This is a genomic window from Luteimonas endophytica (assembly GCF_029887875.1).
Classification (GTDB): Bacteria; Pseudomonadota; Gammaproteobacteria; order Xanthomonadales; family Xanthomonadaceae; genus Luteimonas; species Luteimonas endophytica.
Genome location: NZ_JARXRM010000024.1, coordinates 1 through 14,698 on the forward strand (window position 1 = coordinate 1; position 14,698 = coordinate 14,698).

Consider the following 14,698-nt stretch of genomic DNA (forward strand, 5'->3'; position numbering starts at 1 on the left):
GTCCGGCTGCAGCGCCTCGGACGGCGACTGCGCCGTGGTGCCCTCGGTCACCGGCCGGTCGTAGCTGCGCGTGCGCAGCTTGAACACCAGGCCTTCGTCCGAGACGCAGCCCTCGGCGCCGCAGTCGAGCGCTTCGCCCGCGGCCGCGGCCGGGGTGGCGGGCTGGCCGGCGCCCGGCATGCCGGTGGCGTCGGTCACGGTGGCGGCGGGCACCGAGGTTTCCTCCTGCGCCAGCGCGGTGGACGCCATGCCGGCCAGGATGCCGATCAGCGCGGTATCGAGCAGCTTCATCTTCATGATCCGGCCCCCTCTCACTTGCTTTCCGGACCGACAGGGGCTGTCGGATCGTTGCTGGATTCCACGCGCACCCGGGCGCGCAGTTCTGGACTCAATCGTTCGGCCAGGGCCTGGTACACCGCCCGCGCCCGCCTCAGGCCGAGTTCGGCGTTGTAGGCGTGGCTGCCGCGCGCGTCGGTATGCCCGACCAGCGCCACCGCGCCGCCGCCGAGCTGCTCCAGCCGCGCCGCAACGCGGTCGAGCAGCGGCTGGAACTCGGGTCGCAGCCCGGCGCTGTCGGTATCGAACAGCACCGTGCCGAGCAGCGCCCCGCTCTGGTTCACCCCGGCCACCAGCGCGTCGTGCACCTCGGTGCGCACCTCCACCGTGAGCGTGTCGCGGTGCTCCGGCGCGACCTGCGCCAGCAGCAGGTCGCGTACCGCGCCGGCGCGGTCGAAGGCCAGCGCCTGGCTGTCGCCGTCGGCGGTGATCGCGACCGCCCCGCCGCCGTGGGCATTCACCTGTCCGGCCATCTCCGCGATCGCCGGCAGGTATTCGGGCCGCACCTCGGCGCTGTCCGGGGCGAAGATCACCTCGCCCAGGTTCAGCTCCACGGTGTGGCTGCCGCCGGGGATCGCCACCACCGGCAACTGCACGCCGAAGTCGAAGCGCACCGGCACGCCGGAGGTGATTCGCCGCAGCAGCGGGTTGTCGGTGGTGAAGGCGGTGCCGGGCGGCAGCGTCGACGGATCCACCTTGAGGATGAAGTTGCGGTAGTCGCGCTCGCCGCCCTGCACGTCGAGCAGGTGATAGCGGCCGTACTGGTCGGTCTCGACCAGCAGACCCTCCACCGAGGCGATGCGCACCCCGGGGATGCCGCGCTCGTCGATGCCGGCGTTGCCGATCACGTAGTCGACCACCACTCCGCCCTCGCCCTGGGCGATGCGCCGCTCGACCGTCGGCTCGGCCGCGTTCAGCCCCCTGGCGGCGGCGCCGGACCGCTCGACCGTGGTGCGGCCGGCGGCGTCCATGCGCACGGTCACGCCCTGGTCGCTGGTCAGCACGAAGTCGTCGGTGAACGCGGCCTCGTTCAGGCGCTGGCGGATCACCACCTGGCGCGCGTCGGCCGGGTCGGCCGCGGACTGGCGCGCGGCGATGCGGCCCACCTCGATGCCATGCAGCAGCGGCGCGCTGGCGTCGGCCACCGGCTCCGTACCGACACCGCGTTCGAGGGTGGTGGAGCCGGCGACGTAGGCGCCCGGCGCGAACCCGCCCTGCACCCGCACCCCGCTCAGGGCGGCGCTGTCCTGCCAGCCGTCGCCATCGCGGTCGTCGAAGACCGTGCCGAACACCAGGCTGTCGTCGAGCAGCGGGTCGCTCTCGATCGTCACCTGTGCGGTGGCCACGTTGGAGATCGGGTTGCCCGAACCGTTCCGCGCCAGCGCCTCGTTGACCTGGATGCCATGGCGCACGCCGGCACCGACCCGCAGCAGGTAGACGATCGTCGCCCGCTCGCCGACCGCGATGTCCAGCCCGCCGATGCCCAGCGGATGCCGCCCGGCCGCCAGCTCGAAGGCGTCGTCGCCGTCTTCCACCGTCATCGAGCCTTCGACGTAGCTGAAGCCCTGCGGCGGGGTGTCCACCACGGTGCCGCCGACCAGGTTCACCACGCCGACGTTCTCGACCGTCAGGGTGTAGCGCACCAGGTCGCCGATGCGCGCGCTGCGCACCCCGGCGGTCTTGACGATGCGAAGCTCGGTGTCGTCCAGCACCCGGTGGCTGGTTCCGCAGGGCTGGCAGACCGCTTCGATGGCGCCGCCGTACTCGCTGACCACCGCATTGGTCACCTCGCCCGCGGCGTTGGCGTCCACCGTCGTGGGGTAGCTGAAGGCATGGGTGCCCGGCACCGCGCCGGCCGCCAGCGTGCACACGATCGCGCCGTCGCCGCCGGTGCATCCCGCGGGCAGCGCGCCCACGGTCAGCCCCGCCCCGGGGGTGTCGGTCAGCAGCACCGGCGTGGTGATGGCCGCATTCTCGACCGTCACCGACAGGGTGTAGACGATGGTGTCGCCCACCCGGACCTCGGCGCCGTCGCCCGGATCGGAGGTCTTGGCCACGGTGACCACCGGCTCGGCCAGCGGATGCTCGGTGCTGCAGTCGGCGCACTCGGGATCCGGGTCGCCGCCGCCGGCGCCGGTCACGCTGTTGCCAACCGCGCCCACCGCGTCCGCGTCGACGCGGGCCTGGTAGGTGAACACATGGTTGCCCGGCAGCGCGCCCGCCGCGAGTGTGCAGACCAGACCGTTGCCGGTGGGCTCGCAGCTGCCGCCCTCGCCAACCTCGATGGAATCCGGCAGCAGGGTGAGACCCTCGCCGAGGGTATCGGTCAGGACGTACGGTGCGGTGGTGGCGGACATCGCCACCGTGGTGGTGAGGGTATAGGTGAGGACGTCGCCGGCGCTGACCTCGGCGCCGTCGGCCGGATCGGCGGTCTTGACCGTCGCGATCCCGGGCAGCGCGATGTCGTGCTCGGTGCTGCAGTCGGTGCACTCCGGATCCGGGTCGCCGCCGCCCACTCCGACCACGCTGTTCGCGACCGCATCGGTGGCGTCCGCGTCGACCGTGGCGGTGTAGGTAACCGCGTAGGTACCCGGTACGGTGCCGGCGGGCAGCGTACACACCAGCGCATCGCTGCAGGTATAGGCGCCGGCATCGGTCACTTCCACCAGGGTGAGCCCGGCGCCGAGCGTGTCGGTCAGCAGATACGGCTCGGTCGTCGCCGAGGTGGCGACCGTGGTGGTCAAGGTGTAGGTGAGCAACTGGCCCGCCTGCACCCGGCTGCCATCGGCCGGATCGGCGCTCTTGACGGTGGAAATGACCGGCAGCCCGATGCCGTGGGTGGTGCTGCAGGTGGTGCACTCGGGATCCGGGTCGCCGCCATCGCCGGTGATGGCGACGCTGTTGCCCACGGTGCCGGTGGCGTCGGCATCGACCGTCGCGGTATAGGTCACCGTGTATGTACCCTGCACCGTGCCGGTCGGCAGCGAACACTGCAGCGCGCCGGTGCAGGCGAAGTCGCCGGCGTCGGTCACCGCACCGAAGCTCAGCCCGGCGTCGAGGGTATCGGTGAGCTCGAAGAGCCCGGTGGTCGCGCCGCCCAGGATCGTGGCGGTCAGGGTGTAGGTGATGGTGTCGCCAGCGGCGACCGACGCGCCGGTCGCCGGCTCGGCGCTCTTGACCACCGCCACCGCCGAACCGATCGGCGTGGTTTCCTCGCAGTCGTTTCCAGGGGCGTCGCAGTCAACGCCGACGACGGTCACCGCGTTGGCGATGCTGTCCACGCCGGGCGGCAGGGGCTCGTCGATCTCGACGACGAAGTCGAGCGTCACGTCGGCGCCGGCGGCGATGTTGAACGCGCCGGAGTTGGGGCAGCTGCTGCCCGCGCAGGTGAAGTCGTTGCCGGCGGCCACGTAGGCGGTGCCGTCGGGCAGCGTCTCCACCACGTCGCCCTCGAACAGGGTGCCGACGGTACCGCCGGTGTTGGCCACGGTGATCGCATAGGTCAGCACGTCGCCGGCCTGCACCGGAGCGCCCGGCGTGGGCGCGGCACCGTTCACTTCGGCCAGGGTCTTGGCCACCGACAGTTGCGGATCGGCCAGCACCGGGAAGGCGCAGGAGGCGAGATCGCGCGAGCCGCCGGCGCCGGTGCTCACCGCCTGGGTCAGCACGCCGGTGGCCGGGTCGTAGGCGTAGTAGGCGCTGCTGGCGGTGTTGTCGGCCACGTAGAGCGTGCCGTCGGCGGCGAACGCCACGCCGGCCCAGTTGATGCCGCTGGGCGCACCGTTGAGCAGCGGCCGCACCTGGCGCTCGGCGACCAGGCTGCCGCCGGCCAGGTCCACCTTGTAGAGATCGACGCCGGCCGACAGCCAGGCCACGCCGTTGCCGTCGAAGGCGATGTCGCCCGAGCTGGTGTTGCTGGGCGCCTGGTCGTAGCTCAGGTTGCCGATGTTGTTCACCGCGTAACCGAAGCTGCCGGGGGTCGGGTCGGCGGTGACCTCCCAGACCTCCGGCGTGGTGTTGTTGCCGGCGATCAGGTAGCCGACGCCGCCGGACGTCATGCCGGCGCGCGGGAAGTCGGGCGCGGAGAACGCGGGCGCCGCCTGGTACCAGCCGCCGTTGGCGGCGTCGTAGGCCCACAGCACGATATCGGTGCCGCTGCGGCTGATGAACAGCAGGCGGTTGCGGACCGGGTCGATCATCAACCCGTTGAGGTCGCCGGAGATCGCAGCGTCCAGTTCGGGAACCGCCGCGTCCGCGCCCGCACCGGCGTCGTAGCGCCAGATCCCCACCCCGTTGACGAGGCTGAAGATCGCGCCCGGTCCGGCCGGGCAGAAGTCGTACGCGGCGGCGAGCGGCGCGACCGAAAGCACCGCGTCGTCGCTGTCGTTGTCGGGATCGGGATCGGCGGTGCCGGCCGGTGGCGCGACCGTCGCGGTGTTGGTCACCACCGACTGCGCCAGCGCGGCCATGGTGCCGAACGCGCCGGCGAGCGCCGACAGCAGCAGCATCAGCGACAGGACGTTCTTGCGGCAGCGCATTGCTGCTTCGGACTTGGTCGTGACGGCCACGCAGATTCCCTCGATTGACACGAAGTGGCAGCCCGGGGCACGTCCGCGCCCGGCAGGCCCGCCACCGCGCGACCGTTTCCGGTACCGTGGGTGCGTGGGCCGTGCAGGGAGTTCGGTGATCCCGCGCCGGTCGCTGCCGGGGGCGCAATGTACGAGCGGTGTGAGCGCGATCACAAGGAAATGATGCTTGCCTTGAATTGCATTTCATTTCCTTCGTCGGCACCGTGGGCAGCGACCCCGGCGATCCGGCTTCGGCTCGCGCCATACGGCGCCGCGCGAATGCCTGTTCAGGCCTCGGCCGACCCGGCAGCACGCGCGAAGACGGTGCCTTTCGGGTATAAAGTGCAAGGTGGCGGCGGGGCTGTTCTGCCCGCGCTCGAGCATTTCCGCGGCATGATTGCGCGGGCGACGCGACTGCCGGGGCCACGGCAGCCGCACGGTGTTCCCCGGAGCAGGCGCTTCGGGTAGGGGGAAGGAGACGTGTCGAGGCAGTCGGGAAGATGCGGCATCCGCGCGCCGAGACTCGGCCGCGCGGGGCCGGAGCAGCGGGGACGGTGGCAATGGAGGCCATGAGCGCCAGGGCGGGCAGCGGCGTTGGCGAGCGGCCCGTGCACGGGCAGCGTCACCGCCACCGCGTGCTCCTGGTGGAGGACGATCCGCAGCTGCGCGAGGAGATCCTGCTGCCGACGATCGCGGGGGCGGGCTACGCCTGTACCGCGGTCGGCTCGGCGCTGGAGATGTACCGCAATCTCGCGGCGCGCCCGTACGACCTCATTCTCATCGACATGGGCCTGCCCGACGAGGACGGCTTCGTATCGATCCAGCATCTGCGGCAGCTCACGCGTGCGGCGGTGGTGGTGCTCAGCGGAATGGATAGCGATGCCGACCGCATCCGCGGGCTCGGCAACGGCGCCGATGCCTATCTGTGCAAGCCGATCGAGGCGGACGTGCTGCTCGCGTGGGTCGAAAGCGTGCTGCGCAGAGCGGGCGGCGCCGGCGGGGCGAACGCCGGGCCGGCTGCGCTTTCCTGGCGGCTGGTCGACGGCGGCTGGCGCCTGCTGACGCCCGACGGGGCAAGCGTCACGCTCTCGGCGGCCGAGCGGGTGCTCATGGGGGCGTTCCTCGGCGCGCGCGGGGCGAAGGTCAGGCGCGACGACCTGGTCGCAGCGCTGGAGGGCGAGGTTCCCGGTTTCGCCGCGCCCCGGCTGGAGATGCTGGTGCACCGGCTGCGGCGCAAGGTACAGCGCGCCACCGGCACGGCGCTGCCCCTGCTCGCCATCCGCGGAATCGGATATGCGTTCAACCCCTGAGCACGCGGCCGGGGCGTGCGCCATCGGCGCGGGGGTTCCCGCCGGACCCGACGAACCGCCTGGTCCCGTGCGCCCGGGCGAGACGCCGCCGCCGCGGGAGCGTCGCAATCCCGACCGCCGCAACGCGCTGATGCTGCGCACGATCCTGGTGGTGATCGGCGTCGCCGCCACGGTCATGGCCGCGACCTCGGCCACCGCACCGGTCAGCGGCGAGTTCGTCGGCACCGCCCTGATCGGGGCCTGCGCCTGGATCTGCTTCCTGCTGCTGCAGCGCGGCCACTACCGGGTGGTGGCGGGCGCCACGGTGGCGGGAAGCATGCTGCTGGTGGGCCTGAGCTACCAGGCCTACGGCCTGCAGGCGCAGTCCGGCCTGCAGATGACCCATCTGATGCCGCTGCTGTTCGCCGGCCTGCTGCTGGGCAGGACCGCGGTGTGGTGGACGGCCGCGGCCTACGCAGCCGCCCTGATGGTGGGCGCCCTTGTCGATGCCGGGCAGGCCCACAACGGTGCGGCGGCGGCGGAGGTGGTACCGGACCTGCTGCTGGCGGCGCTGAATTTCCTGGCGCTCGCGGTCATCCTCGATCGCCTGATCTCGATCTCGCAGAAGGCCGTGCGCCGCAGCGAGGCGCTGGACGAGGCCTGCATCGAGCTGGAGCGCGAGATCGCGGAGAAGGAGCAGGCCTACGCGCGCCTCCTGCATACCCAGAGGATGGAGGCGATCGGCCGGCTCTCGGCCGGCGTCGCCCACGATTTCAACAACATCCTCAACGTCATCCTCGGCCATGCCGACGCCGCGGCGGCCGGCGTCGCGACCCCGGCGACCGGAGTCGAGGGCGTTCGCAAGGCCGCGCGCCGGGGCGCGATGCTCACCCGCCGGCTGCTCAGCTTCGGCCGCACCCGGGTGGGCGAAGTGACGCGCTTCGATCTGGGCGAGGCCATCGAGGACGCGCGCGCGCTGATCCAGCCGATGTTTCCGCGTTCGATCGAGGTGCACCTGGAACCGGCCGCGTGCGCGCTGCCGGTGGAGCTGGACCGCGACGAGCTGGAGCTCGCCCTCCTCAATATCGCCAGCAACGCTTGCGACGCGATGCTCGACGGCGGCCGTTTCACGCTCGCGGTCGAGGAACGGGAAGGCCATGCGGTGATCGTCGCCGCCGACACCGGCGTGGGCATGTCCGCCGAAGTGGCGAGGCGGGTGTTCGAGCCGTTCTTCACCACCAAGCCGCGCGACAGCGGCACCGGCATCGGCATGAGCATCGTGCACCGCTTCGTGACCGATGCCGGCGGGCGCATCGGGATCGACACCGCGCCCGGCCGGGGCACCCGTTTCACGCTCTGGCTGCCGTTGACGACACCGTCCGCGGTCCCGCTCGCGACCCGCCGCCGGATCCTGCTGGCGACCGGCGATGAGGCGACGGCGCGCGCGCTGGGCGCGACGCTCCTGGCCCAGGGCTACGAGGTCGCCGCCGCCGCCGGTGTCGACGACGCGCTGGCGCGGGTGCTGGGGCCGGCCGGATTCGACGCCGTCTTCGTCGCGCGGCGGCTCGCGGATGCGGACGGACTGATGCTCCTGCGCCAGATCGGCGCCGTGCTTCCGGCGGCCCGCCGCGTATTGCTGCTCGAACCGGGGGCCACGGCGCCGGAGACGGCTGGCATCGTGCCGCTGGCGGCCCCGTTCTCGGCCGAGCGGCTGACCGAGGCGCTCGGGCGGGGCGACGTCCCCGCGCCGGCCAGCGCCACCGGCGCACTGGCCTAGGTCGGCGCCGCAGGAGGCCTACGCCGCGTGCGCGGCAACTCCGGCTCCTCGCGTCCGGCCCGCGTACTGCCCACCAGCACCAGCAACCCCAGCGCCGTGGCGAGCGTCCAGATCCAAGGGCGCTGGTACCACGGTTGCGGGTGGCTGATCCGCAGGCTGGCAGGAAGCGACCACGCCCCGCCCTGCAGGCTCGCCTGCACCTCGAACAGGTGCCGCCCCCAGGGCACCGACGGGTAGAGGATGCTGCGGTTGCTTCCCGCCTCCACCCAGTCCTCGTCGAAGCCGGACAGGCGGAAGCGGAAACGGGTGTTCTGCGGCTGGCTGAGGTTGATGGCGGTGTAGCGGATCTCCAGGTTGCGCGCGAACGGCGCGAGTTCCAAGGTCGAGCCGTCGAGTTCCCGGGCGCTTCCGGCGACCGCCACGTGCTCGATGTGCGGCCGCAATGTCGCCTGTGCCCCGTTCACCACGGACGCCGGGTCCACGAACGCGAAGCCCTCGACCAGCGAGAACCAGAGCCGTCCGCGGGCGTCGCGATGGCAGGCCGCGGGCACGCCGCCGTTGACCTCGGCGGGGACGAGCCCGTCGCTGGCCGCGTAGCCCACCGAGGCGATCTCCTCGCCCGAAGCCTGCGGGGAAGGCAGCAGCGTCACGCCGCGGTTGCCCCCCAGCCAGAGCCGGCCGCGGGCGTCTGGAAGGATGCAGGAGACCGTGTCGTCGAACAGCCCGTTGCCCCGATCGTAGTGCCGCACCTGGCCGTAGGCGATCCGGTTCAACCCTCCGCCGTAGGTCCCGATCCAGAGCACGCCGGTCTCAGGGTCCTCGTAGAGAGCCCGCGCGAATCGCGACGAGAGCCCCTCCGCGGGCGTCCAGCGCTCGACGATCGCATCGTCCACCAGGCGCAGCGCCCCGTGATCGCCCACGAACCAGCTGCCGCCGCGGTGCGACGGGACCACCTGATTGATCGCGATGCCTTCCAGCATCAGGATCCGGCGCGGCGTTCGCGCCCGGCCCGCGGCGTCGACATCGAGCCGATAGGTGGAGCGCCCGGCGCTGACCAGGTAGCTGCCGCTGGCCTGCTGCCAGATGCCGACGGAGGACCCGGGCTTGAAGGCGGCCACCTGCTCCACCCGGCCGTCGACCACCCTCGCCAGTCGCCCATCGTTGTTCCCGACCCAGACCGTGTCGTCGCGGTCCAGCAGCAGGCTCGCGACGCAGTCGGTGCTCAGCGCGTCGGCCAACTCCACGGTGCGCAGCCGCCCATCCTCCTGCCAGTGGCGCAGGCCGCTGCAGGCCAATCCGAACCACATGCCTCCGCGGCCGTCGCCGACCACCGCGCGCCCGGGGCGGCCGGTGCCGAGCTGGGTCTCGCCGAAGAGGCCGAACAGCGGCTCGCGCAGGCGCAGCAGACCGCGGCTGCTGCCGCCGATCCAGAGGTTCCCTTCATCGTCCGACGCCAAACTGCTGACGCCCACCCCGTCCAGTTCCGGAACCTCCTGCCAGCCGCCCGCGCCGTCCTGCCGCACCACCTGCCTGGCCGTGCGCGACACCCACCATCGGCCGTCGTCGTCCCGGGTGGCGTAGATCGCGCCCTCGATCCCGAGCGCCTCCCACCGCCGGCGTCGGACGTGGTAGCGGTACAGTTCGCGATCGGTCGCCACCAGCAGCGTATCGCCCGATTCCGCTTCGAGCATCTCGATCCGGGCCCGTGGATGCGGCGGCTGCACCGGCCGCAGCCGGTCGCCCTCGAGCAGATGCAGTCCTTCCCGGCCGCCGACCAACAGGCGGCCTTCGCCGTCGGTCTCCAGATGGTGCGCATCCCGCGTATCGGCGAGCCGTTCCGCGCGTCCTCCGCCCGGCTCCAACCGGAAAAGCCCTTCGTCGCTCGTGAACCACACCCGGCCGTCCCGGGTCTGCAGGATGTCGTAGACCTCGCAGCCCCCGCCGCAGACGGGCAGATGCCGGAACGCGCCGCGCTCGAACACGCTCAGGCCCGCGTCCTGGGTCCCGATCCACAGCCGGCCGGTGCCGTCCTCGTACAGGGCGAGGATCCGGTCGCTGCCGGGGCCGCCGGCAGCGGATCTGGCGGCGCCGGTGTGCGCCCGGAAGACCTCGAAACGCTCGCCGTCGAAGCGGGCGAGACCGCCGAAGGTGCCGATCCAAAGGTAGCCGTCGGCACTCTGCACGATGGCGTTCACCCCCGATTGCGGAAGACCGTCGTCGGCGGTGAAGTAGCGCGGCACGATCCGGTATTCGGGCGTCGCTACGCTCGGCGACGGCCGCGCATCCGCCAGCAGCGCGAGTCCGATCAGCAGCAGGTGCAGTCCCAACGTGAGCCTCCCGGCCAGCCCGGTCCACGGGCATTCTGCCGGATGCGGCCGCGCCGGCGCGCGCGGGCGCTACGGCGTGGTCGGGTAGACGATCAGGATCTCCAGGTCGGCGTCGCCGTCCTGCTGCAGGGCGTGGGTGCTGCCGGGGCGGGTGAGCATGGCGTCGCCGGGGCCGACCTGGTGCACTTCGCCATCGAGCACGAACCGGCCGCGCCCGGACAGGACGTAGTACACCTCGTCCTTGTGGTGCGGATGCAGGCCGATGCCGGCGCCGGGGTGCAGCACGCGCTTGCGGAACGCGAACGGCAGCCCTTCGGCATCGGCGAAGTACGGCCACGCGGTGGTCGGACCGGGGCCGCCGTGCGGGCCGGGCTGCGACACGGCGGCCACATCGGCCGCGCGCAGCACCCCGGAAGGCCGCGGCTGGGACGCCCGGAGCGCCAACGCATCCGGCGGCGCGCCGCAGTCCGTATCGCGTATCACGTGCGGGGCGAGTTCGGGATCCAGGCGCTTCCACTCGCGCACGACCAGGCATGCCACCTGGGTCGCGCCGGCGGTGCTGAAATGGGTGTCGTCGGCCTTGCCCTGCGCCGGCACGTGCATGAAGTACGGCTTCGAGGCCTCATCGCCCAGGGCGCGCAGCCAGTCGCGGCTGGCGGTATCCAGGTCGATCAGCGCGAGCGATTCGCGGCGAGCCAGCGTCCGTACCGCCTCGCTGTAGCGCACGTGCGTGTCCAGCAGCGCGCCGAAGTCGAACAACCGCCGCGCCACCGGGGTGATGAGGATGGGCGTGGCTCCGCGCTCGCGCGCCAGCGCCACGTAGCGCATCAGCCACTGCGGATAGGCGCGCTCGGGTTCGTTGTAGCGGGCGGGATCCTCGAACTTGGCGTCGTTGTGACCGAACTGGACCAGCAGCACGTCGCCTTCGCGCAACCCCTCGGCGACGGGATCCAGCAAGCCCTGCTCGATGAAGCTGCGGGCGCTGCGGCCGCCGCGCGCATGGTTGCGGACCTCGTACGCGCCCGGATCGAGATACCCCTGCAGGACCTGGCCCCAGCCGGCTTGCGGCGCCCGCTCGGGGCCGTACTCGGCGGCCGTGGAGTCGCCGGCGATGAACACCCGCCGCGGCGCGGCTTCGGCGTGCGCGCCCAGCGCCGCGCACGCCGCCAGCAGCAGCCCCGGCAGCCACCGCCGCATGGGCCCGCCAGCGTCGAGCGGGCGCCGTCCTCCCACCGTGGAGCGGAGCTTGCTCCGCTCCACGAGGCGGAAGGAGATCCGGGGCGCGTGCATCGCAGCGCGACCGTTCAGCGCGCCAGCCAGCCGCCGTCCACGGGCAGCACCGCGCCGTGGACGTAGTCGGACGCCGACGAGGACAGGAACACCGCGGCGCCGCCCAGGTCCGCGGGCTCGCCCCAGCGGCCGGCCGGGATGCGGTCCAGGATCGCCGCGTTGCGGGCCTGGTCGGTGCGCAGCGCCTCGGTGTTGTTGGTGGCGAAGTAGCCCGGCGCGATGGCGTTGACGTTGATGCCCTTGCCCGCCCATTCGTTGGCCAACAGCCGGGTCACGCCGAGCACCGCGGACTTGCTGGCGGTGTAGGAGGCCACGCGGATGCCGCCCTGGAAGGACAGCATCGAGGCGATGTTGATGATCTTGCCGCCACGCTTGCCCGCTACCCAGCCGCGCGCCACCGCCTGCGATAGAAAGAACAGGGTTTTCAGGTTCACGCCCATCACCGCATCCCAGTCGTCCTCGGTGAAGTCGAGGGCGTCGTTGCGGCGGATGGTCCCAGCGTTGTTGACCAGGATATCGATGCCGCCGAGGCGCTCGCGCGCCGCGTCCACCACGCCCTGCACCGGCGCGTGGGTGTCGAGCGAAGCCTCGATCCAGGCGAAGCGGCGGCCGAGCGCGGCCACCCGCGCTTCGGTTTCGGCCGGGGCGCTGCGGCCGACCGCGGCCACGTCGGCGCCCGCTTCGGCCAGCGCCACCGCGATGCCCTGGCCCAGGCCGGTATTTGCGCCGGTAACGAGCGCCACGCGGCCGCCGAGGTCGAAAGGGTGGGTCATGGCGTCGATTCCTGCATGGCCGCCAACGCGGCCGCTGGTGGAGAAAATCCCCCGCGGAGACGTCGCGAAGCGGCCGGCCCGGTCCGTCGCGGCTTGCGCCGTTGGAGGGAGGGACTGGAGCAGCCGGCCCGCGCCGCCCGCGGGGGCGGGAGAGGCCGTCGAGCTATTTCAGCTGGCAGATGTCGAGTACGTGCATGTCGGCGTAGTCGAGATTCTCGCCGCCCATCGCCCAGATGAAACAGTAGTTGCTGGTGCCCGACCCCATGTGGATCGACCAGGGCGGCGACACCACCGCCTCGCCGTCGGCGACCACGATGTGGCGCTGCGCGTCGGGCCGGCCCATGAAGTGGTAGACGCGGTCGTTCTGGCCCAGGTCGAAGTAGAAATACACCTCGGAGCGGCGGTCGTGCAGGTGCGGCGGCATGGTGTTCCAGACGCTGCCCGGCTTGAGGATGGTCAGGCCGAGCAGCAGCTGCGAGGACTTGCAGGTGGCCGGCACGATGTACTGGTAGATGGTGCGCTCGTTGCTGGTCTCCAGCGCGCCGCGCTCGAGCGGCACGGCCTGGTCGATCGAGATGTGCCTGACCTCGTAGCGCGCATGCGCCGGGGTCGAGGCCAGGTAGAAGCGCGCCGGGCTGCCGGCGTCGTCGGAGGCGAAGTCGACCTGCTCGCTGCCCATCGGCACGTACAGGCCGTCCTTGGGCGCCAGCGCGTGCGCGGTGCCGTCGACGGTGACGGTGCCGGCGCCGCTGCCGACGTTGACGATGCCCAGCTCGCGCCGTTCCAGGAATGCATGGCCCTTGGCCGACTCCGGCTCGGTCTGCCTGGGCAGCGACACGGTCTTGCCGACCGGGGCGGCACCGCCGATCACGAATCGCTCGTAGTGGGTGTAGCTCAGCCGCACCTCGTCGGCGGCGAACAGGCCGTCGAGCAGGTACAGATCGCGCAGTTCGTCGTTGCTGATCCCGTGCATCACGCCTGGGTGGGTGGCGTGGTAGGTCTTCTGGTACATCGGGGAGTCTCCCGTGCCGATGGGCCCGCGAGCGGGCCGCTTCCGTGGGTGGATGAGCCGATTCTACGCGGCTTGGTAACCGGTGTCATATCGCGGCGCAGCATCGCCACGGAACCACGGAACCGCAGAAGCGTCCCGGGGACGCTGGGCCCGCGTGGGCCGACGCGCCGCTGAGGCCGCATGGCTTCTGCGGCATGGCGCCGGCCTTCGCGGGCATGGCCCGCTCCTGCCGACGTCGCTCCTGCGAAGCGGCGGCCCGCTCAGCCCGGCGGCTGGCAGGAGTCGCGGACGATCAGGTGCGGGCGGACGCTGGCGACCGGCCGCGCGGCCGCGCCCTCCTCGGCCTGGATCAGCATCGCCGCGGCGACCCGGCCGGTGTCGCGGGTGTCGCGGCGCACCGAGGTCAGCGGCGGCCACAGCCGCGAGGCCAGCGGGCTGTCGTCGTAGCCGACCACCGACAGCTGCCGCGGGATGCTGATGCCGGCGCGCAGCGCCACCCGGTACACGCCCGCGGCCATCTCGTCGTTGCCGCAGAAGATCGCGGTCGGGCGGCGCTTGCCGGACAGCAGCTTCTCGGCCGCCGCCACGCCGGATTCGAAGGTGTAGCCCGCCTCCACGATGCGCGCCTTCGGCAGCTCGATGCCGCGCCTGGCCAGCGCGTCGACGAAGCCGCCGGTGCGCTCGATCGCCGAGCGGTAGCTGGCCGGGCCGGTGATCAGGGCGATGTCGCGATGGCCCAGGGTCTGCAGGTAGTCGGCGGCCTCGGCGGCGCCATCGCGGTCGTGGGTGATGACCATGCGCGAGTGGTCGTCCATCGCCACCGCGGCGATGCGGGTATAGCGGCAGCCGATCTCGTCGAGCATGTCGGCCAGCGCCTGGTCCTCGGACACGCGCGGCACCAGCATCACCCCGTGCAGCTTCTGCTGCTGCACGAAGCGGCGCACCCCGTCGATGTAGCCCGGGCTGCGGCTGTCGCAGGGGTGCACCACCAGTTCGAACCCGGAGCCGCGCAGCGCGTCCAGCGCGCCGTACTGCATGTTGACGATGAACTGGGCGGTGGGATTGTCGTAGACCATGCCGATCAGGAACGAGCGCCGGAACGCCAGCCCGCGTGCCATGGGATCGGGCGAGTAGCCGACTTCGCGCATCAGCGCCTCGACCTTCTCGCGGGTGTCCTTCCGCACCAGCGGCGAATGGTTGATGATCCGCGACACCGTTTTCTTCGACACCCCGGCCAGGCGCGCGATGTCGTTGATCGTCGCCGCCCGCGTGGGTCCCTGCGACGTGGCGCCCTGCTTCGATGTCTTGGATACGGGCATTCGGCGG

At 72.0% G+C, this 14,698-nt stretch carries 9 protein-coding genes; 2 read left to right on the forward strand and 7 right to left on the reverse strand.

Annotation, left to right across the window (positions count from 1 at the left end):
* Together QFW77_RS05300 and QFW77_RS05305 are read right to left on the reverse strand one after the other, a co-directional pair.
* Positions 1-297 (reverse strand): hypothetical protein (locus QFW77_RS05300; RefSeq protein WP_280573311.1); only part of this gene is annotated, 297 nt, incomplete at its 3' end.
* Between the two features lie 14 nt (positions 298-311).
* The gene (locus QFW77_RS05305; RefSeq protein ID WP_280573312.1) at positions 312-4,904 is read right to left on the reverse strand and encodes an isopeptide-forming domain-containing fimbrial protein; all 4,593 of its coding nucleotides are present in this window, start codon (positions 4,902-4,904) and stop codon (positions 312-314) included.
* Between the two features lie 569 nt (positions 4,905-5,473).
* Here QFW77_RS05305 and QFW77_RS05310 point away from each other — a divergent pair.
* Positions 5,474-6,214, forward strand: a complete 741-nt coding sequence (locus QFW77_RS05310) for a response regulator transcription factor (protein WP_280573314.1) — start codon at positions 5,474-5,476, stop codon at positions 6,212-6,214.
* Positions 6,198-7,970, forward strand: a complete 1,773-nt coding sequence (locus QFW77_RS05315) for a sensor histidine kinase (protein ID WP_280573316.1) — start codon at positions 6,198-6,200, stop codon at positions 7,968-7,970. Before QFW77_RS05310 ends, QFW77_RS05315 begins: the two co-directional genes overlap by 17 nt.
* Here the strand turns inward: QFW77_RS05315 and QFW77_RS05320 are convergent.
* The 5 genes from QFW77_RS05320 to QFW77_RS05340 form a co-directional block, all read right to left on the reverse strand.
* Positions 7,967-10,297 carry a ligand-binding sensor domain-containing protein gene (locus QFW77_RS05320; protein ID WP_280573318.1) on the reverse strand — a complete coding sequence of 777 codons (2,331 nt, stop codon included), beginning with the start codon at positions 10,295-10,297 and terminating at the stop codon, positions 7,967-7,969. The two genes, QFW77_RS05315 and QFW77_RS05320, sit on opposite strands and share 4 nt — an antisense overlap.
* A 69-nt stretch (positions 10,298-10,366) precedes the next feature.
* Entirely contained in the window at positions 10,367-11,494 is a 1,128-nt protein-coding gene (locus QFW77_RS05325) for a cupin domain-containing protein (protein WP_280573320.1), read from the reverse strand.
* 107 nt (positions 11,495-11,601) lie between these two features.
* Entirely contained in the window at positions 11,602-12,360 is a 759-nt protein-coding gene (gene kduD, locus QFW77_RS05330) for a 2-dehydro-3-deoxy-D-gluconate 5-dehydrogenase KduD (RefSeq protein WP_280573322.1), read from the reverse strand.
* Between the two features lie 163 nt (positions 12,361-12,523).
* Positions 12,524-13,372 (reverse strand): 5-dehydro-4-deoxy-D-glucuronate isomerase, encoded by an 849-nt coding sequence (gene kduI, locus QFW77_RS05335; protein WP_280573323.1) that lies wholly within the window; start codon positions 13,370-13,372, stop codon positions 12,524-12,526.
* Positions 13,373-13,632: 260 nt separating this feature from the next.
* On the reverse strand, positions 13,633-14,691 hold the full coding sequence (locus QFW77_RS05340; RefSeq protein WP_280573325.1) for a LacI family DNA-binding transcriptional regulator: 1,059 nt from the start codon (positions 14,689-14,691) through the stop codon (positions 13,633-13,635).
* Positions 14,692-14,698: the final 7 nt, after the last annotated feature.